The sequence below is a fragment of the Mesorhizobium sp. M8A.F.Ca.ET.057.01.1.1 genome, from assembly GCF_003952565.1.
Lineage (GTDB): Bacteria > Pseudomonadota > Alphaproteobacteria > Rhizobiales > Rhizobiaceae > Mesorhizobium.
Genome location: NZ_CP034454.1, coordinates 6,444,448 through 6,462,920 on the forward strand (window position 1 = coordinate 6,444,448; position 18,473 = coordinate 6,462,920).

Annotated in this window: 14 protein-coding genes; 12 read left to right on the top strand and 2 right to left on the bottom strand. The window is 64.1% G+C overall.

Annotated elements, in window-relative coordinates; translation table 11 throughout:
- Positions 1–130: 130 nt before the first annotated feature.
- Positions 131–1,396 (top strand): transcription termination factor Rho, encoded by a 1,266-nt coding sequence (gene rho / locus EJ077_RS30635; RefSeq protein ID WP_027145740.1) that lies wholly within the window; start codon positions 131–133, stop codon positions 1,394–1,396.
- 24 nt (positions 1,397–1,420) lie between these two features.
- Here the strand turns inward: rho and EJ077_RS30640 are convergent, their stop codons facing one another.
- A complete protein-coding gene (locus EJ077_RS30640) occupies positions 1,421–3,463 on the bottom strand; it encodes a thioredoxin domain-containing protein (RefSeq protein WP_208703178.1) in 2,043 nt (680 codons plus the stop codon).
- A 73-nt stretch (positions 3,464–3,536) separates the two neighbouring features.
- On the opposite strand from EJ077_RS30640, the gene mnmE reads away from it, so the two are divergent.
- The 7 genes from mnmE (at position 3,537) to EJ077_RS30675 (ending at position 11,445) form a co-directional block, all read left to right on the top strand.
- Complete coding sequence (gene mnmE, locus EJ077_RS30645) at positions 3,537–4,865, top strand: tRNA uridine-5-carboxymethylaminomethyl(34) synthesis GTPase MnmE (RefSeq protein ID WP_208698685.1); 1,329 nt, start codon at positions 3,537–3,539, stop codon at positions 4,863–4,865.
- A 199-nt stretch (positions 4,866–5,064) separates the two neighbouring features.
- Positions 5,065–6,948, top strand: a complete 1,884-nt coding sequence (gene mnmG, locus EJ077_RS30650; protein WP_208698688.1) for a tRNA uridine-5-carboxymethylaminomethyl(34) synthesis enzyme MnmG — start codon at positions 5,065–5,067, stop codon at positions 6,946–6,948.
- Entirely contained in the window at positions 6,945–7,577 is a 633-nt protein-coding gene (rsmG, locus tag EJ077_RS30655; RefSeq protein WP_208698690.1) for a 16S rRNA (guanine(527)-N(7))-methyltransferase RsmG, read from the top strand. Before mnmG ends, rsmG begins: the two co-directional genes overlap by 4 nt.
- Before the next feature lie 55 nt (positions 7,578–7,632).
- On the top strand, positions 7,633–8,433 hold the full coding sequence (locus tag EJ077_RS30660; RefSeq protein WP_208703179.1) for a ParA family protein: 801 nt from the start codon (positions 7,633–7,635) through the stop codon (positions 8,431–8,433).
- 67 nt (positions 8,434–8,500) lie between these two features.
- Positions 8,501–9,385: a ParB/RepB/Spo0J family partition protein gene (locus EJ077_RS30665; protein ID WP_208698692.1), complete on the top strand. Its 885-nt coding sequence runs from the start codon at positions 8,501–8,503 to the stop codon at positions 9,383–9,385.
- 611 nt (positions 9,386–9,996) lie between these two features.
- Positions 9,997–10,623, top strand: coding sequence for a DUF1326 domain-containing protein (locus EJ077_RS30670; RefSeq protein ID WP_208698694.1), 627 nt, complete (start codon positions 9,997–9,999; stop codon positions 10,621–10,623).
- A 33-nt stretch (positions 10,624–10,656) separates the two neighbouring features.
- Positions 10,657–11,445 carry a DUF2182 domain-containing protein gene (locus EJ077_RS30675; RefSeq protein ID WP_208698696.1) on the top strand — a complete coding sequence of 263 codons (789 nt, stop codon included), beginning with the start codon at positions 10,657–10,659 and terminating at the stop codon, positions 11,443–11,445.
- 44 nt (positions 11,446–11,489) lie between these two features.
- Here EJ077_RS30675 and holA read toward each other — a convergent pair whose 3' ends face one another.
- A complete protein-coding gene (holA, locus tag EJ077_RS30680; protein ID WP_208698698.1) occupies positions 11,490–12,533 on the bottom strand; it encodes a DNA polymerase III subunit delta in 1,044 nt (347 codons plus the stop codon).
- Between the two features lie 551 nt (positions 12,534–13,084).
- Here holA and EJ077_RS30685 point away from each other — a divergent pair.
- The 4 genes from EJ077_RS30685 (at position 13,085) to lpdA (ending at position 18,331) form a co-directional block, all read left to right on the top strand.
- A complete protein-coding gene (locus EJ077_RS30685; protein ID WP_208698700.1) occupies positions 13,085–14,317 on the top strand; it encodes a 3-methyl-2-oxobutanoate dehydrogenase (2-methylpropanoyl-transferring) subunit alpha in 1,233 nt (410 codons plus the stop codon).
- Between the two features lie 3 nt (positions 14,318–14,320).
- Positions 14,321–15,334, top strand: coding sequence for an alpha-ketoacid dehydrogenase subunit beta (locus EJ077_RS30690; protein WP_208698702.1), 1,014 nt, complete (start codon positions 14,321–14,323; stop codon positions 15,332–15,334).
- Between the two features lie 11 nt (positions 15,335–15,345).
- Positions 15,346–16,668: a dihydrolipoamide acetyltransferase family protein gene (locus tag EJ077_RS30695; RefSeq protein WP_208698704.1), complete on the top strand. Its 1,323-nt coding sequence runs from the start codon at positions 15,346–15,348 to the stop codon at positions 16,666–16,668.
- Between the two features lie 265 nt (positions 16,669–16,933).
- Complete coding sequence (gene lpdA, locus EJ077_RS30700; RefSeq protein ID WP_208698706.1) at positions 16,934–18,331, top strand: dihydrolipoyl dehydrogenase; 1,398 nt, start codon at positions 16,934–16,936, stop codon at positions 18,329–18,331.
- Positions 18,332–18,473: the final 142 nt, after the last annotated feature.

Consider the following 18,473-nt stretch of genomic DNA (forward strand, 5'->3'; position numbering starts at 1 on the left):
CTTTCAGCCGACCGACGATACAAGACGGGTCTTCCTTCCCGTCATGCGCCGCCCGTCATTGCTTTCGGCCGCGCCCGGCATTTGTCGCATCCCGCCGATTTTTCCCAAAAGCCTACCCAGAGTCCGTCTAATGCAAGAAATGAAACTCACCGAGTTCAAGAACAAGAAGCCGCCAGAGCTGATCGCTTATGCCGAATCGCTCGAGGTCGAGAACGCCAGCGTCATGCGCAAGCAGGAACTGATGTTCGCGATCCTGAAGAAGCTCGCCGCCCAGGACATCGAAATCATCGGTGATGGTGTGGTCGAGGTGCTGCAGGACGGTTTCGGCTTCCTGCGCTCCGCCAATGCCAATTACCTGCCAGGTCCCGACGACATCTATATCTCGCCGTCGCAGATCCGGCGTTTTTCGCTGAAGACCGGCGATACGGTCGAAGGACCGATCCGCAGCCCGAAGGAGGGCGAGCGCTATTTTGCGCTGCTCAAGGTCAACACGATCAATTTCGACGACCCCGAGAAGATCCGCCACAAGATCCACTTCGACAATCTGACGCCGCTCTATCCGACCTCGCGGCTGAAGATGGAGGTCGACAATCCGCCCAGCAAGGACATATCGCCTCGCGTGATCGACCTGGTGGCGCCGATCGGCAAGGGCCAGCGCGCCCTTATCAACGCGCAGCCGCGCACCGGCAAGACGGTGCTGTTGCAGAACATCGCGCACTCGATCACCGCCAATCATCCGGAATGCTATCTGATCGTGCTTCTGATCGACGAGCGTCCGGAGGAAGTGACCGACATGCAGCGTTCGGTCAAAGGCGAGGTGATCTCCTCCACCTTCGACGAGCCGGCGGTGCGCCACGTCCAGGTCGCCGAAATGGTCATCGAGAAGGCCAAGCGCCTGGTCGAGCACGGCCGCGACGTGGTGATCCTTCTGGATTCGATCACCCGCCTCGGCCGCGCCTACAACACCGTCGTGCCGTCATCCGGCAAGGTGCTGACCGGTGGTGTCGACGCCAACGCGCTACAGCGGCCGAAGCGCTTCTTCGGCGCCGCCCGCAACATCGAGGAGGGCGGCTCGCTGACCATCATCGCCACGGCGCTGATCGACACCGGCAGCCGCATGGACGAAGTCATTTTCGAAGAGTTCAAAGGCACCGGCAACTGCGAAATCCAGCTCGACCGCAAGGTGGCCGACAAGCGCATCTATCCGGCAATCGACATCCTCAAGTCCGGTACCCGCAAGGAAGACCTGCTGGTCTCGCGTCAGGACCTGCAGAAGATCTTCGTGCTGCGCCGTATCCTGGCGCCGATGGGAACCACCGACGCGATCGAGTTCCTGATCGACAAGCTGAAGCAGACCAAGACCAACGGCGATTTCTTCGATTCGATGAACACGTAATCGAGCGAGGCGGCTTTCTCTTCGTCATCCTCGGGTCAAGCCCGAGGATGACGCACTCCGCAGCAATCCTTCCAGCTCATCCGGATCCGTAACCACCGGCAGGCAGACCTGGCCGGTGCAGAACCAGGCGCCGCGCCGGTTGGTCGGCGGCAGGATTCCGCCGGGCAGCAAGGGTCGATTCGCTGCCGTACCGATCGGCTCGACGATATCGACGCGGCGCGGATCGGGATTTCGATTCGCGACCGCAATGAGCTTCGGATCTTCCGGCCCATCAACGATGACCAGTTTCAGCGGCTCGATGGCAAGCGCGCAGGCATTGACGATGCCGGTCTGGCCATAGGCCTGATGCGCGGCGCGGCCGGCAGCATGCTCGGCGGTTTTCCACGCCTTCTCCTGCAAGTCGAGATTGCCGGTGACGGAGGCGAGCCGGAGCTGCGCCTCGATGATCTGGCTGGTGGCCGACGGAATGGCCTCGTCGACATCACCCCTGATGCGGATAGGCACGTCGGTGCTGTCCGAGGCGGTCAGATAGTAGCCTGCGCCCTCCGCGTCGGCGTGCCAACGGTCGAGTTGGTCGAGGAACTGGTTGGCCTGGTCGACATAATTCCAATCGCCCGTGGCTTCGAACAGCGAGATCGCCGCGTTGGTCATGGCGGCATAGTCGCTCGACAGAGCGGGAAACAACTTCCTGGCGCCGAGCATGGAATGCGGCAAGCGATTGTCGCGACTGGCGGCGCCGACATGGGCAAAGGCCTTGGCCGCGGCCTCGACCCAGTCCGGGCGGGCCAGCGAGCGGCCAGCCTCGGCGAGGGCGGCTATCATCAGGCCGTTCCAGTCGGTAAGGGTCTTTGCATCCAGGCCCGGCCTGACGCGTTCTTCCCGGACTGCGAGAAGCCTTCTCTTGAGAGGGATCAACTGGTCCCGGTCCTCCACACCGAGCGCTTGCTGGGAGAGGGTCTGATGGACCACCGGCTTGCCTTCCCAACCGGGCGGGCTGGAAAGCGTGAAGTAATTGAAAAACAACGCGGAATCGTCACCAAGGACGGCTTCGACCTCCTCCCGGCTCCAGGTGTAGAACAGCCCCTCCTCGCCGTCGCTGTCGGCGTCGAGGCTGGCCGCAAAGGCACCGCCATCGACGCGCATTTCCCGCAGCAGCCAGTCGACCGTACCTTCGATTCGTAGCCGGAACAAATCGTTGCCGGTCGCCGCGTGAGCCCAGTTACAGAAACGGATGAGTTGGGCGTTGTCGTAGAGCATCTTCTCGAAATGCGGCACCAGCCATTCGGCGTCCGTCGAGTAGCGGCTGAGCCCGCCGCCAATGTGATCGTAGATGCCGCCGCTCAGCATATGTTCGAGGCTGGTGAGAACGTCGTCGCGATGCGCGGCATTGCCGTCGCGCAGCCAGGACAGCCACAACGTTTGCATGAACGGCGCGTTCGGGAATTTCGGCGCGCCGGCGAGGCCGCCGCGGTCGCGGTCGATCATGCCGCCGATGCGGCCGGCAAGATCGGATAGCGTATCGCGATCGAGAAGCGCCTTGGCATGCGTGGCCGAGAGCCGCGCCTCGACATGGGAGGTCAGGCCGTCGGCGCTCTGGTGCAGGCTCGCCCGCTTGTCGCGCCAGGCCTTGTCGACCGCTTCCATCACCTGGATGAATCCCGGACGGCCATAACGCGGCTCGCGCGGGAAATAGGTGCCGCCCCAGAACGGCTTGCCGTCCGGCGTCAGGAACATGGTCAGCGGCCAGCCGCCTTGCTCGCCCATGGAGGACAGGGCCGCCATATAGATCTGGTCGATGTCGGGGCGCTCCTCGCGGTCGACCTTGATATTGACGAACAGACGGTTCATGACGGCTGCGACGTCGTCATTCTCGAAGCTTTCATGGGCCATGACATGGCACCAGTGGCAGGCGGCATAGCCGATGGAGAGCAGGATAGGCCTCTCCAAGGCTTTTGCTTCTTCCAGCGATGCCGGCGACCATCCCCGCCAATGCACGGGGTTGCCGCTGTGCTGCTGCAGATAGGGGCTGGCCTCGTCGGCAAGCAGGTTTCGCGCGGGCAAAGTCACAAGGGCCAAACTTTCGGGGCAATCCGGGGGCGGTGATGAGGCGAAAGTTAGGGCGGTTCGGTAGAGCGGGCAAATGATTTCAGGCGAATCGATCGTGGCGCTATCAAGCGGCCGCCTCCCGGCCGGCGTCGCGGTGCTGCGCATATCCGGCCCACGGACTCGATTCGTTATCGAAACGATCGCTGGTGTCATGGTTAAGGAGCGGAGCGCTGTTCTGCGCCGGTTCAAGGCGGCGGATGGAACGCTGCTCGACAGCGGTTTGGTTCTCTTCTTCCCCGGTCCGGCGAGCTTCACCGGCGAGGACGTCGCCGAGTTTCATGTTCATGGCGGCCGCGCCGTGGTGGCCAGAATGCTGGAGACGATCGCTGGATTCGACGGCGTCAGGCATGCCGAACCCGGGGAGTTCACGCGGCGCGCCTTCCTCAACGGCAAGGTCGACCTGGTTGAGACGGAGGCACTGGCGGACCTCGTCAACGCCGAGACCGAAGCGCAGCGGCGCTTCGCCGTGCAGAATGCCGACGGCGCGCAGAGCGAGCTTTACCTCAATTGGCGTCGGCGCCTGATCCATGCGCGGGCCATGATCGAGGCCGAGATCGACTTCGCTGATGAGGATGATGTGCCGGGTTCCGTTTCGGATACGGTTTGGTCAGACGTGCGGTCGATGATGTCAGAGATAGATCGCCATGTTGCGGGATTCCACGCCGCCGAGATCATCCGGGACGGCTTCGAGGTCGTGATCCTCGGTGCCCCCAATGCCGGCAAGTCCAGCCTGTTCAATGCCTTGGCGCGGCGCGATGCGGCTATTGTAACGGATGAACCCGGCACCACCCGCGACCTGCTCGAGGTGGTGCTGGATCTCCAAGGCCTGCGTGTCAGGCTGACCGATACGGCCGGGTTGCGGGATGCGCCAGGGAAGGTCGAGGCGATCGGCATCGAGAAGGCGAAAGCCAGGGCGGATCGCGCCGATCTCGTGCTGTTGCTCGAGGACGCCGCCAACCCCAGGGAGGCTGGCCCGCTGACGGTGACGGCACCGGCATTGCGCGTTGGCACCAAGCTCGATCTGCTTGACAGCGAAGCGGCTCACAATGCGGCTGGGCGCTACGCGTTTGGCATATCGGTGGTCGACGGGACGGGCGTGGATGGATTGCTCGCGGAGATCGGGCGCCGCGCCAGTCAGGCAGCGGGCGGTGCCGGCGATGTGCTGCCGTCGCGGCTACGCCATGTCGAGCTGCTCGATGCCGCGAACCGGCATCTGCACCGCGCCGCCGATGAGCGCACCGCCCAGGAATTGCGCGCTGAAGAACTGCGCCTGGCAGCCGATCGGTTGGGGCGAATCGTGGGTGCCGTGGACGTCGAAGACTTGCTCGACGTGATCTTTTCCCAGTTCTGCATCGGAAAATGACTCACGTGAAACATGCGCGGTCGTTGGCGGGGACTTCGACTGACTCACGTGAAACATTTTTGGGGCCGTGATTCACGTGAAACACGGACAAAGGCAGCCTTTCCCTGTTTCACGTGAAACGTGGCGCGGAAGTTTTCTTGACAGCATGGCCTTGCGGGGACATGTGTCGCTCATCTCATGAGTCCGGGACCTATGTAAAATGACCGATCACTATGATGTGGTTGTGGTGGGCGGCGGCCATGCCGGTTGCGAGGCCGCCAGTGCCGCTGCGCGCGCCGGCGCCAGCACCGCTCTGGTAACGCTGCGTTTCGATACGATCGGAGTCATGTCGTGCAACCCGGCGATCGGCGGTCTCGGCAAGGGGCATCTGGTGCGCGAGATCGACGCCATGGACGGGCTGATGGGCCGCGTGGCGGATGCTGCCGGAATCCAGTTTCGTCTGCTCAACCGCCGCAAGGGCCCGGCGGTACGGGGTCCGCGCACGCAGGCCGACAGGAAGCTCTATCGCCTTGCCATGCAGGAAGCGATTCGGCAGCAGAACAATCTTGATGTCGTCGAGGGCGAAGTTCTCGATTTCGAAATGCCAGATGGAAAGATCGCCGCGGTTCTGCTGGCCGACGGCCGCCGGCTTGCCTGCGGCGCCGTGGTGCTGACGACGGGAACCTTTCTGCGCGGTCTCATCCATATCGGCGAGAAGAAGATCGTTGCCGGTCGCATGAACGAGAAGGCCAGCATGGGATTGTCGGCGACGATGGACCGCGCCGGCTTCAAGCTCGGGCGGCTCAAGACCGGAACGCCGCCGCGCCTGGATGGGCGAACCATCGACTGGGCGTTGCTCGACAGCCAGGCGGCGGACGAGCATCCCGTGCCGTTCTCGCTGATGACCGACCGTATCGTGACGCCGCAGATCGATTGCGGCATCACGCGCACGACCACGGCGACCCACGAGTTGATCCGCGCCAATCTAGGCCGCTCGGCGATGTATTCCGGCTCGATCGAAGGGGTTGGGCCGCGTTATTGCCCGTCGATCGAGGACAAGATCGTCAAGTTCGGTGACCGCGACGGGCACCAGATTTTTCTTGAGCCGGAAGGGCTCGACGACCACACCGTCTATCCCAACGGCATTTCGACCTCGCTGCCGGAAGACGTTCAGCTCGGCATATTGAAGACCATTCCCGGGCTGGAGCGTGCGGTCATGCTGCAGCCCGGCTATGCCATCGAATATGACCACGTCGATCCGCGCGAACTGCATCAGACACTGGAGACCAAGCGCGTCGCCGGGCTCTTTCTCGCCGGGCAGATCAACGGCACGACCGGCTATGAAGAGGCGGCTGGACAGGGCCTGCTCGCCGGCCTCAATGCGGCGCGTCGCGCGTCAGGCGGCGAGGAGGTCGTGCTCAGCCGCACCGAGGCCTATATCGGCGTGATGGTCGACGATTTGACCAGCCGCGGCATCAGCGAACCCTATCGAATGTTCACCTCTCGCGCCGAGTTCCGGCTGTCGCTGCGCGCCGACAACGCCGATGAGCGGCTGACGCCGTTGGCCAACAAGTTTGGGATCGTCTCGGCGCGGCGGATGCAGCGTTATGGCCATGTCATGCGGCGGCTTGACGAAGCCCGCCAGCTGGCGCTTTCGCTGACCATGACGCCGAATGAGGCGGCACGGCACGGTCTGGAGATCAACCGCGACGGCGTGCGCCGGTCCGGTTTTGAACTGCTGGCCTATCCCGGTGTCGACTTGGCCTGGCTGGCCAGGGTCGAGCCGAAATTTCACGACGTCGACGCCAAGACTGCCGAGCGTCTCGAAACGGAAGCAAAATATTCGGTCTATCTCGATCGCCAGAGCACGGATGTCGCGCAGATCCGGCATGAAGAGAGCCGGCTGATCCCGGAGACGGTCGATTTCGCCGGCGTGCCCGGACTGTCCAACGAGCTGAAGCAGAAGATGCAGGCGCGGCGGCCGCGCTCCATCGCGGATGCACAACGCATGGAAGGCATGACGCCGGCGGCGCTGGCGATCATCGTTGCGCATGTCCGCCATTGGGAACCCGCGGAGAAAGCCGAGCAGAGGGACGTTGCGTGAGCTCGTTTTCCCTGAAGAGCCTGCAGCACGCCGCCGGCCCGGTTTCACGTGAAACATTCGAGCGCCTGGTGGCGTTCGAAGAAATGTTCCAGAAATGGAATCGCAGCATCAATCTCGTGGCACAGTCGACCTCGGCCGATGTCTGGCAGCGCCACATACTGGACAGCGCCCAGCTCGCACGGATAGAGCCGGAAGCCAGGCATTGGGTCGACATCGGCTCGGGCGGCGGATTTCCTGGGCTTGTCATGGCCTTCCTGCTCGCCGAGCGCCCGGGGGCCAGCATCGATCTGGTTGAAAGCAACCGCAAGAAGGCCTCTTTCCTGCAGACCGTCATCGGGCAGTTCGGCCTGCCGGCGCGGGTCGTGGCGCGCCGTATCGAGGACAGCCATGGGCTTGTTTCGAAGCCGCAAATCGTCACGGCGCGGGCGCTGGCTTCGCTTTCGGTCCTGCTCGACCTGTCCGCGCCATGGCTGACCTCGGGCGCGCGCGGATTGTTCCACAAAGGCCGGGATTACCGCGCCGAAGTGCAAGAAAGCGTTAACCGGTGGACCTTCGATCTGGTAGAACATCCAAGCGTGACCGACGCCAGCGGCGTCATCCTCGAATTGTCCAATGTGCGGCCTGTCTGAACCGAGATCGGCCCGATTATTCGGCGACCCAAAGATGAATTTCTGGCATAAGCCCATGATGAAGAACGGCCCTCGAATCATCACCGTAGCCAACCAGAAGGGCGGTGTCGGCAAGACGACCACCGCCATCAACCTGGCCACCGCGCTCGCGGCAATCGGTGAAAAAGTGCTGATCGTCGACCTCGACCCGCAAGGCAATGCAAGCACCGGCCTCGGCATCGACCGCAAGGACCGGACCGTCTCGTCCTATGATGTGCTGACGGGCGAACTGGACCTGGAAGCGGCGGCCATTCCGACCGCGGTGCCCGGCCTGTCGATCGTGCCCTCGACGCTCGACCTGCTCGGCATCGAGATGGAGATCGCTTCGGCGCCCGACCGGGTCCTCAAGCTGCGCAATGCGCTGCGCGCCGCGACCGAGCGCGGGGCGCCTTTCGGCTATGTGCTGATCGATTGTCCGCCCTCGCTCAATCTTTTGACTTTGAATTCAATGGCGGCGGCCGATTCCGTTCTCGTGCCGCTGCAATGCGAGTTCTTCGCGCTGGAAGGTCTCAGCCAGTTGCTCGAAACCGTCGAGCAGGTGCGCCGATCGATCAATCCGGATCTCACCATCCAGGGCATCGTGCTGACCATGTATGACGGCCGCAACAACCTCGCCAATCAGGTGGTGCAGGACGTGCGCGAGCATATGGGCGACAAGGTCTATGAGACCGTCATTCCGCGCAATGTGCGCGTGTCCGAGGCGCCGTCCTATGGCAAGCCGGCGATCCTCTACGATCTGAAATGCTCTGGCAGCCAGGCCTATCTGCAGTTGGCCTCCGAAGTGATCCGCCGCGAGCGTAAATTGCGCGCCGCTTGATTAGGCCAGATGCATAATCAACAACCGATTCGATACCGAAACGATTCGAAATAGACGTGGAATAAAGATGAACGAAGATCTCTCGAGGAAAAGACTGGGTCGCGGGCTGGCAGCTTTGATCGGTGAGATCGATCGCCCGGCCGCACCGGAAAAGCCCGGCATCAGCGCCGATGGCAAGGTGCCGATCGAGTTCATCAGCGCCAATCCGAAAAATCCGCGCCGGCATTTCGGCGATGCCGAACTGACCGACCTCGCCCAGTCGATCCGCGAGCATGGCGTGGTGCAGCCGGTGGTGGCGCGGCCGTCGCCCACCCAGGCGGGCCGCTACGAGATCATCGCCGGCGAGCGGCGCTGGCGCGCGGCGCAGCGTGCCGGGCTGACCGAGATCCCGGTCATCATCCGCGATGTCAACGACCGCACGGCGCTGGAGCTGGCGATCATCGAGAACGTCCAGCGCGCCGACCTCAATCCGGTGGAAGAGGCGCAGGGCTACCAGCAGCTCATCGACGACCATGGCTACACCCAGGCCGATCTCGGCCAGGTGATCGGCAAGAGCCGCAGCCATGTCGCCAACACGCTGCGGCTGTTGAAGCTGGCCGACGTGATCCGCGACATGCTGGTCGACGGCGCGCTGTCGGCCGGCCATGCCCGCACGCTGGTAACGGCGGAGGACCCCGCCGGCCTTGCCAAGCGCATCGTCGAGGAAGGCCTTTCCGTGCGCCAGGCCGAAGCGCTGGCGCAGATGCCGGCCGGCACAACTTCCAACGGCACCAAACCCACAGCGCCGGCCGCCGAAAAGGACGCCGACACGTTGGCGCTGGAAAAGCTGCTCACCGACACGACCGGCATGATCGTCACGGTCGACCACAAGGGCAAGGGCGGGGTGCTGCGGGTTGCGTATCGGAGCCTGGAGCAGCTGGATGAGCTGTGCCGGAGGCTGAAGCAGGATTAGAGGTGGCCCGGTGATTCACTGGACTACCAATCCGTTCTGACTGTTGTTTCTACGCAGTTAGAGCAATTCCAGGAAAAGTGCGTAGCGGTTTTTCCGGGAGAAGCGCGTAGCGCTTCCCCTTGGGAATTGCGTAAAAACAAGAAGTTAGAGCGGGAGGCCGCGGCACGCTTTTTCTGGGACGCTTGGTATTTAGCCGGCAAATCTTTGGTGCGGTTCTCCCTTCTCCCCTTGTGGGAGAAGGTGTCGCCGAAGGCGACGGATGAGGGTGCCCCAGGGAACACCAGCGTCTCACTCCGCTGGAACACCCCTCATCCGTCTCGGCGCTGTCGCGCCGATCCACCTTCTCCCCCTGGGGGAGAAGGAACGGGCGCCTGCCACTGCCCCAACCTCGCGCTCCACGGCGATTTCCTGCAGCGCCTCTCGCCAGCCCTGGCGCTCGCGGCTTGACTGCGCCGGGCAACGGTATAACTTCAATTAGACATGGCTTAAATTAACTGCCCTAGCGTGCCGGTCAGCCGCGGCGAGGGCTATTTGCCATTCCTACATGCTCATGAATGGCACCGCCTCGCCAAACGATATGCCGACGCGCCTGACGCAAACGGGAGGTGCAAATGGCAGTCCGTTGGCAATTGTCCGGAAGTTACTTCGAAAATTGTAGCTGCGATGTCGTGTGTCCTTGCCTGCTGTCCACCAACGCGCAGCTGACATCGAAGCCGACGAGAGGCGTTTGCGACGTTGGTTTGGTCTTTCATATCGATACGGGCAATTACGGCGACGTTCGACTGGATGGGCTGAGTGTCGCGATGGTTGCTCACACGCCGGGTCCGATGGCAAACGGCGATTGGACGGCCGCCGCCTATATCGACGAACGGGCCGATGACAGGCAAACAGAGGCGCTAGGTGCCATCTTCACTGGCGCAGCGGGCGGCCCCATGGCGGTGTTGGCACCCTTGATCGGCACCAACCTCGGCGCCAAGAAGGTGCCGATAAGCTACCGGATAGACGGCAACAAGCGGTCGGCGGAGATCGCGGGCATCATGCGGATGGCTGTCGAGCCACTGCCGACAATGCGCGAGGATGGGCAGATGTGGGCGGCCACCGGCCATCCTGTCAATCCCGACTGGCTCGCCATGGCGATGGGGGCGGAAGGCAGCACGTTCAGCGACCATGGCATGAGCTGGGACAATTCCCGCCGAAACGGACATTACGCTCCGATCAACTGGTCCGGCCAGCAGTAGAAGCTGGACGAATAGGACGGAACGTACTTGTCCATGGCGCCGACGTTCCAGCGATACATCATTCTCGCGCTGCTGATCTCTATCGCCGCGGCGGCGTGGATCGTGCTTGTCTGGCAGCAGATGGGCATGGACGCGGACATGCGCATGGAAATGTACTCGCTCACCATGGGCATGAAGGCGCCGCTGTTCCTTGCCGTCTGGATGATCATGATGATTGCCATGATGTTTCCGACGGCCGCGCCCATGATCCTGACCTTTCACAAGGTCCAGGCCGGCAAACAGGGCCGCGGCGAGACCTTTGTCTCGAGCTGGGTGTTCGTGGCCGGGTACATGCTGGTTTGGGGGGTGATGGGCGTTATCGCCTTTGCCGGCGCGGCGGGTGCCGAGATGCTTGCCGGACGTGTGGGATTGTCCACGCCGACGGCCGCGCGTATCGGCGGCGCGCTGCTGATGATCGGAGGCGCCTATCAGCTCTCCCCGCTGAAAGATCTGTGTCTGGCCAAATGCCGCACGCCGATCGGCTTCATCCTGACCTCGTGGCGCGATGGTTACTGGGGCGCGGTTCGCATGGGCCTGGAGCACGGGCTTTTTTGCCTGGGCTGCTGCTGGCTCTTGTTTCTCGCCCTCTTTCCTCTTGGGATCATGAACGTCGCCGCGATGGCCGTGGTCACCTTGCTGGTCCTTGCGGAAAAGACCCTTCCGGCAGGAGATCGGATCGCAAAGATGTCGGGTGTCGCTCTGCTCCTTTATGGTGCGGCGGTGCTGGTCTTTCCACAGGCGCTGCCAACCTTCCAGCCGGTGGGCGCCATGATCATGCATTGACCGATGGAGGCCGCACTCGGCGCCGAAAAGGCAAGATCGCTCTCCTACCTTTGCGCCAACCGCGCGCTTTCCACCGCGATCCCCAGCAGTGCCTGCCGTGCCAGCGCCACCGACAGGTCCGGCCGGCGCCGCGTCTGCAGCACGGCTGACTGCAGGCGGGTCAGCGCGCGGCCGAGCGCTTCGCTGTTCCAGCGCTCCAGCGTTTTCTCCACCAGCTTGCGCCTGGAGAAAAAGACCGGCGGCCGAGCGCCGGCGACGACGGAAGCGGCATTGCGGCCGCCCGAGTCCATCTGGCCGCGCATGACCTGGATCTGCTGTAACTGCCGCATCGCCGAGGACAGCACCAAGAAGGGCTGGCCGCCACCCTGGCAATGGCGGGTGAAGGCGGTGTCGAAGGCGCCGACCTTGCCTTCGAGCAACGCGTCGACGGCGTCGTCGAAGGAGGCGCCGGACACGTCGCCGGACATGGCTCGCACCTCTTCCAGCCCGATTTCCTTCTGGCCGTGGGCGTAGAGGACGAGTTTTTCGATCTCGCCGCGCGAGGCCAGCCGGTCGCCGCCGAGATTGCGGCGCAGCGCCTGCCTCGCCTCCAGCGTCATCGACATGCCGGCCTTGCGCAGCTCGTCGTCGATGACGGTGTCGATGTCGCGGGCCTCATCGGCGTAGCAGGGCAAAGCCATGGCATTGTCGGCGCCCTCGACCACGGCGCGCAGCCCGACGCCTTTCTTCAAGTCGCCGGCCTCGATCAGGATGATGGCATCGCTCGCCGGCTCCGCCGTCAACGCCTTGACGTCGTCAGCCAGCGCCTTCTGCCCGGTGGCGTTGCGCACCCAGAGCAGCCGCCGGTCGGAAAACATCGGCACGGTGCGAGCCTCGTCGAGCAGGCGGCCCTCGTCGCGATCGACCTCCGAACCCTCGAGCCTGACCACCGAGAACGGATCGTCTAGGGGCAGGCCGGTCTTGCCGGCAAATGCCTTCGCCCGCTCCGAGACCAGGCCGCGATCGGGGCCATAAAGCAGGACGATCGAGATGCGCGGATCAGGCCGCGCCAGCCAACCGTCGACCTCGAAAGCTTTCTTCTGTGCCATGGAGGGGTGGTTAGCATGATGCGGGGATGGAGTGAACGGTTTCCAGCTTGGGCCGCCAACCTTCGACGCTCTTCCTCTCCCTCCGGAGGGGGAGAGGTGGCCCGGCGAAGCCGGGACGGAGTGGGGGAAGCCGGTCCTCAAATGCGCCGCCGCTGGCAGTCATCACAGAACCTCAATCAGGGCGAGGCGTTGTCCCGGCGAGAAACAACAACGCCGGAGGCAAGTCGACCCCCACTCCGTCGAGCTTCGCTCGCCACCTCTCCCCCGATCGACGGGGGAGAGGAAGGGCGCCAGGGTTGGCGAACCCCAAGTATTTCCAATCAATCACCTTATCTGGCGACAAACACGGCGCAACCATTCGCCAAATTGCGCGCCGCCGCTCAACATCGACAAGAAATTTCGCGGACATATCTTCATCTTGAGCGCGGGAGGCGGATCGGCCGGCGTGGCCGGAACCGATAGCTGAAGGGCTTGCCCCGCGAATTCGCACTGGCCTGGAGGCGCGGATGTGCAAATATCCGCATCCAGGCAACATTGGAGGATCTGAGGTCATGGCCGATGCTGGGATGTTGCGGTTCCATGTTCCGGAGCCGGAAGTGCGGCCGGGCGGCACGCCTGATTTCTCCAACGTGACCATCGCCGGGGCCGGCTCGGTGCCGCGCCCCGACATCGATGTCGATCCGCGCACCATCCGCGACATGGCCTTCTCGATCATCCGCGTGCTCAACCGCGACGGCGAGGCGGTCGGGCCGTGGGCCGGGCTGCTTTCCAGCGAGGAATTGCTGGAGGGCCTGCGCAACATGATGACGCTGCGGACCTTCGATGCGCGCATGCAGATGGCACAGCGCCAGGGCAAGACGTCCTTCTACATGCAGCATCTCGGTGAAGAAGCGGTGAGCTGCGCTTTCCGCAAGGCGCTGGCGCCCGGCGACATGAATTTTCCGACCTATCGGCAGGCAGGGCTGCTGATCGCCGACGGCTATCCGATGGTCACCATGATGAACCAGATCTATTCCAACGAGGCCGATCCGCTGAAGGGCCGGCAGCTGCCGATCATGTATTCGTCGAAGGAGCACGGCTTCTTCTCCATCTCCGGCAATCTGGCGACGCAGTACATCCAGGCGGTCGGCTGGGCGATGGCCTCGGCGATCTCGAACGATTCGCGCATCGCCGCGGCCTGGATCGGCGACGGTTCGACCGCGGAATCGGATTTCCATTCGGCGCTGGTGTTCGCCTCCACCTACAAGGCGCCGGTGGTGCTCAACGTCGTCAACAACCAGTGGGCGATCTCGACCTTCCAGGGCATTGCGCGCGGTGGCTCGGGCACCTTCGCAGCGCGCGGCCTCGGCTTCGGCATCCCGTCGCTGCGCGTCGACGGCAATGACTATCTCGCCGTCCACGCGGTGGCCAAATGGGCTGCCGAGCGGGCCCGCAGCAATCTCGGACCGACGCTGGTCGAATATGTCACCTACCGCGCCGGCGCTCATTCCAGTTCGGACGACCCCTCCGCCTACCGGCCCAAGACCGAGTCCGACGCCTGGCCGCTCGGCGACCCGGTCATGCGGCTGAAGAACCATCTCATCAAGCTCGGCGTCTGGTCGGACGAGCGGCATGCGCAGGCCGAGGCCGAAATCCTCGACACGGTCATCACGGCGCAGAAGGAGGCGGAAAGCCACGGCACGCTGCATGCCGGCGGCAAGCCGTCGACGCGCGAGATGTTCGAAGGTGTGTTTGCCGAGATGCCGCCGCATCTCAGACGCCAACGCCAGCAGGCGGGAGTCTGAGCCATGCCAAGACGGACCATGATCGAGGCCATTCGCGACGCCATGGACGTGTCGATGGAGCGCGACAGCAAAGTCGTCGTGTTCGGCGAGGATGTCGGCTTCTTCGGCGGCGTTTTTCGCGTCACGCACGGCCTGCAGGCCAAATATGGCAAGAGCCGCTGTTTCGACGCGCCGATCAACGAATCCGGCATTGTCGGCTCGGCCATCGGCATGGCCGCCTATGGCCTGAAACCCTGCGTGGAAATTCAGTTTGCCGACTACATGTATCCGGCCTACGACCAGCTGACGCAGGAAGCCGCGAGGCTGCGCTACCGCTCCAATGGCGACTTCACCTGCCCGATCGTTGTGCGCATGCCGACGGGCGGCGGCATTTTCGGCGGCCAGACGCACAGCCAGAGCCCGGAAGCGCTGTTCACCCATGTGTCGGGCCTGAAGACGGTGGTGCCGTCCAACCCGCATGACGCCAAGGGCCTGCTGATCGCGGCGATCGAGGACCCCGACCCGGTGATCTTCCTCGAGCCGAAGCGACTCTACAACGGTCCGTTCGACGGCCATCACGACCGGCCGGTGACGCCATGGTCGAAGCACGAGCTCGGCGAGGTCGCCGACGGCCATTACACCGTGCCGCTCGGCAAGGCGGCGATCCGCAGGGCGGGCTCAGCCGTCACGGTGCTCGCTTACGGCACCATGGTCTATGTCGCCCAGGCCGCGGCCGAGGAAACCGGCATCGACGCCGAGATCATCGATCTCAGGACGCTGCTGCCGCTCGATCTCGACACCATCGTGGCCTCGGTGAAGAAGACCGGACGTTGCGTCATCGTGCATGAGGCGACGCTGACCTCCGGTTTCGGCGCCGAACTGTCGGCGCTGGTGCAGGAAAACTGCTTTTACCATCTGGAGGCGCCGGTGGCCCGCGTCGCCGGCTGGGACACGCCCTATCCGCACGCGCAGGAGTGGGAGTATTTTCCGGGACCCGCCCGCGTCGGCCGTGCCCTCATCGAAACATTGGAAGCTTAGGGAGGCCTGAGATGGGCGAACACATCATCAAGCTGCCCGATGTCGGCGAGGGCGTCGCTGAGGCCGAACTCGTCGAATGGCATGTGAAGATCGGCGACATCGTGCGCGAGGACACGGTGCTTGCCGCCGTCATGACCGACAAGGCGACGGTCGAAATCCCGTCGCCGGTCGATGGCGAAATCCTGTGGCTGGGCGCCGAGATCGGCGACACGGTGGCGATCGGTTCGCCCATCGTGCGGTTGAAGGTGGCGGGCGAGGGCAATGTGAAGGCCGCCGGCAAAGAAGCGGAGCCAACCGCCGAGGCCGAAGCGCCCGCCAAGCTGCCGAGCCCGAAACCCGAAACCGCACCCTCGCCCAAGGTGGCAAAGCCCGCCGAGGCACCGGTAAAACCCGCACCGCCTGCTGCGAAGACCACTGCACGGGCCTCGGCCGGCGCGCCGCGCCCGGAAGGCGAAAAGCCGCTGGCGTCGCCAGCCGTCCGCTTGCGGGCGAAAGAGGCCGGCATCGATCTCAGGCAAGTCGCGGGCAGCGGCCCGGCCGGCCGCATCGGCCACGAAGACATCGAGGCGTTCCTGGCGCGCGGGCCGCAACTGGCCAAGACAACGGGTCTCGCCCGCAACGATGCAGTCGAAGACATCAAACTGGTCGGGCTCAGGCGCAAGATCGCCGAGAAGATGACGCTGTCCAAGTCGCGCATCCCGCACATCACCTATGTCGAGGAGATCGACGTCACGGCGCTGGAGGAACTGCGCGCCGCGCTCAACAAGGAAAAGCGCCCGGCCAAGGGAGGCGCGGAGAGGCCCAAGCTGACGCTGCTGCCGTTCCTGATGCGGGCTATGGTCAAGGCGATCGCTGACCAGCCCCAACTCAATTCGCTGTTCGACGACGAGGCCGGCATCATCCACCAGCATGGCGGCATCCATATCGGCATCGCCGCGCAGACACCGTCGGGGCTGGTGGTGCCTGTCGTCAAGCACGCCGAGGCGCGCGACATCTGGGATTGCGGCGCAGAGGTCGCCAGGCTGGCCGAGGCGGCCAAGTCCGGCACGGCGACCCGTGACGAACTGTCCGGCTCGACCATCACCATCACGTCTCTCGGCGCCATGGGCGGCGTTGCGACCACGCCGGTCATCAATCATCCGGAGGTGGCGATCGTCGGCGTCAACAAGATGATGGTGCGCCCCGTGTGGGACGGCACGCAGTTCATCCCGCGCAAGATGATGAACCTGTCGTCGAGCTTCGACCACCGCGTCATCGACGGCTGGGACGCGGCGGTTTTCGTGCAGCGGATCAAGGCGCTGCTGGAAACGCCGGCGCTGATTTTCGTGGATTAGAGGGGATGGTCACAAGCGCTGCCCTCTCGCGTTCGTCATCCTCGGGCTTGACCCGAGGATCCATGCCGCGACCTCAACCGGAGAATGCTTCGGAACAGAATTCTGCACCGTTGCAACGCCTTCTCGTCACGGCATGGATCCCAGGGTCTGCGCGCGTCGCTACGCTCCTTGCTCCGCCCTGGGATGACGAAGGCGGGGGCGCCTCGGCCAGTCTCCAAGGTCGGCGATCGGCAGGAGCAATGCCGCAACGAACCAGGGTCACATTATGAAAGAAATCTCCTGCAAGCTGCTCGTCATCGGCGCCGGTCCGGGCGGCTATATCTCAGCCATTCGTGCCGGCCAGCTCGGCGTCGATACGGTCATCGTCGAGGCCGGCAAGCCCGGCGGCACCTGCCTCAATGTCGGCTGCATCCCCTCAAAGGCCCTGATCCACGCGGCGGAGGAGTTCGAGAAGGTCGCGCATATGGCTGGCGGCAACAGCCTGCTCGGCATTTCGGTCACGGCACCGGTGCTCGATCTCGCCAGGACCGTGGCCTGGAAGGACGGGATCGTCAGCCGGCTCAACAGCGGCGTTGCCGGCCTGCTCAAGAAGGCCGGAGTGAAGACCGTGCAGGGCTGGGCGACCTTCCGCGACGGCAAGACCGTCGAGGTCGAAACCGAGACGGGAAGCCAGGTGATCCGGGCCGAGACGATCGTCATCGCGACGGGCTCGGCGCCGGTAGAATTGCCTTTTCTTCCCTTTGGCGGGCCGGTGATCTCATCCACCGAGGCCCTGGCGTTGAGCGAAGTGCCGAAGAAGCTTGCGGTCGTCGGTGGCGGCTATATCGGGCTGGAGCTCGGCATGGCCTTCGCCAAGATGGGCGCCGAGGTGACCGTGGTCGAAGCCTTGCCGCGCGTGCTGGCGCAGTATGATTCGGAGCTGACCAGGCCCGTGGTCAAGCGGCTCGCCGTGCTAGGCGTCGAAGTGATGACAGGCGCCAAGGCCAAGGGCCTGTCGACGAAGGGCGACGCGTTGCTGGTCGAGACATCCGACGGCAAGTGCGGCAAGGTCGCCGCGGACAAGATCCTGGTGACGGTCGGCCGCAAGCCGGTTACCGAGGGCTGGGGGCTCGAGCAGATCGATCTCGACAGGGCCGGAAAATTCATCAGGATCGACGACCAGTGCCGCACCTCGATGCGCGGCGTCTTCGCCATCGGCGACGTCACCGGCGAGCCGATGCTGGCGCACCGGGCAATGGCGCAGGGCGAGATGGTGGCCGAGATCGTCGCCGGCCACAAGCGCAGCTGGGACAAGCGCTCGATCCCCGCCGTCTGCTTCACCGATCCCGAATTGGTGACGGCGGGGCTGTCGCCCGAAGAGGCCAAAGCACTCGGCGGCGAGATCAAGATCGGCCTGTTTCCCTTCGCCGCCAATGGCCGCGCGATGACCAAGCTCGGCGAAGACGGCTTCGTCCGCGTCGTGGCGCGCGCGGACAATCACCTGGTGCTCGGCATCCAGGCGGTCGGCCAGGGCGTGTCGGAACTGTCGGCGGCTTTTGGGCTGGCGCTGGAAATGGGCGCGCGGCTGGAGGACATCGCCGGAACGATCCATGCCCATCCGACGCAGGGCGAGGGGTTCCAGGAAGCGGCGCTCAAGGCGTTGGGGCACGCGCTACATATTTGAGCGCGGCGTTGGTCTTTCCTTCTCCCCTTGTGGGAGAAGGTGGCCTCGCGAAGCGAGGTCGGATGAGGGGTGCTCCAGGGAACACCAACGCCTCACTCCGCTGGAACACCCCTCATCCGTCTCGGCGCTGCGCGCCGATCCA

What these genes read in the sequence shown, in the direction of transcription:
- rho (WP_027145740.1), top strand. Translation starts at nt 131, where the DNA reads ATGCAAGAAATGAAACTCACCGAGTTCAAGAACAAGAAGCCGCCAGAG.
- mnmE (WP_208698685.1), top strand. Translation starts at nt 3,537, where the DNA reads ATGATTTCAGGCGAATCGATCGTGGCGCTATCAAGCGGCCGCCTCCCG.
- mnmG (WP_208698688.1), top strand. Translation starts at nt 5,065, where the DNA reads ATGACCGATCACTATGATGTGGTTGTGGTGGGCGGCGGCCATGCCGGT.
- EJ077_RS30660 (WP_208703179.1), top strand. Translation starts at nt 7,633, where the DNA reads ATGATGAAGAACGGCCCTCGAATCATCACCGTAGCCAACCAGAAGGGC.
- EJ077_RS30665 (WP_208698692.1), top strand. Translation starts at nt 8,501, where the DNA reads ATGAACGAAGATCTCTCGAGGAAAAGACTGGGTCGCGGGCTGGCAGCT.
- EJ077_RS30670 (WP_208698694.1), top strand. Translation starts at nt 9,997, where the DNA reads ATGGCAGTCCGTTGGCAATTGTCCGGAAGTTACTTCGAAAATTGTAGC.
- EJ077_RS30675 (WP_208698696.1), top strand. Translation starts at nt 10,657, where the DNA reads ATGGCGCCGACGTTCCAGCGATACATCATTCTCGCGCTGCTGATCTCT.
- holA (WP_208698698.1), bottom strand. Translation starts at nt 12,533, where the DNA reads ATGGCACAGAAGAAAGCTTTCGAGGTCGACGGTTGGCTGGCGCGGCCT.
- EJ077_RS30685 (WP_208698700.1), top strand. Translation starts at nt 13,085, where the DNA reads ATGGCCGATGCTGGGATGTTGCGGTTCCATGTTCCGGAGCCGGAAGTG.
- EJ077_RS30690 (WP_208698702.1), top strand. Translation starts at nt 14,321, where the DNA reads ATGCCAAGACGGACCATGATCGAGGCCATTCGCGACGCCATGGACGTG.
- EJ077_RS30695 (WP_208698704.1), top strand. Translation starts at nt 15,346, where the DNA reads ATGGGCGAACACATCATCAAGCTGCCCGATGTCGGCGAGGGCGTCGCT.
- lpdA (WP_208698706.1), top strand. Translation starts at nt 16,934, where the DNA reads ATGAAAGAAATCTCCTGCAAGCTGCTCGTCATCGGCGCCGGTCCGGGC.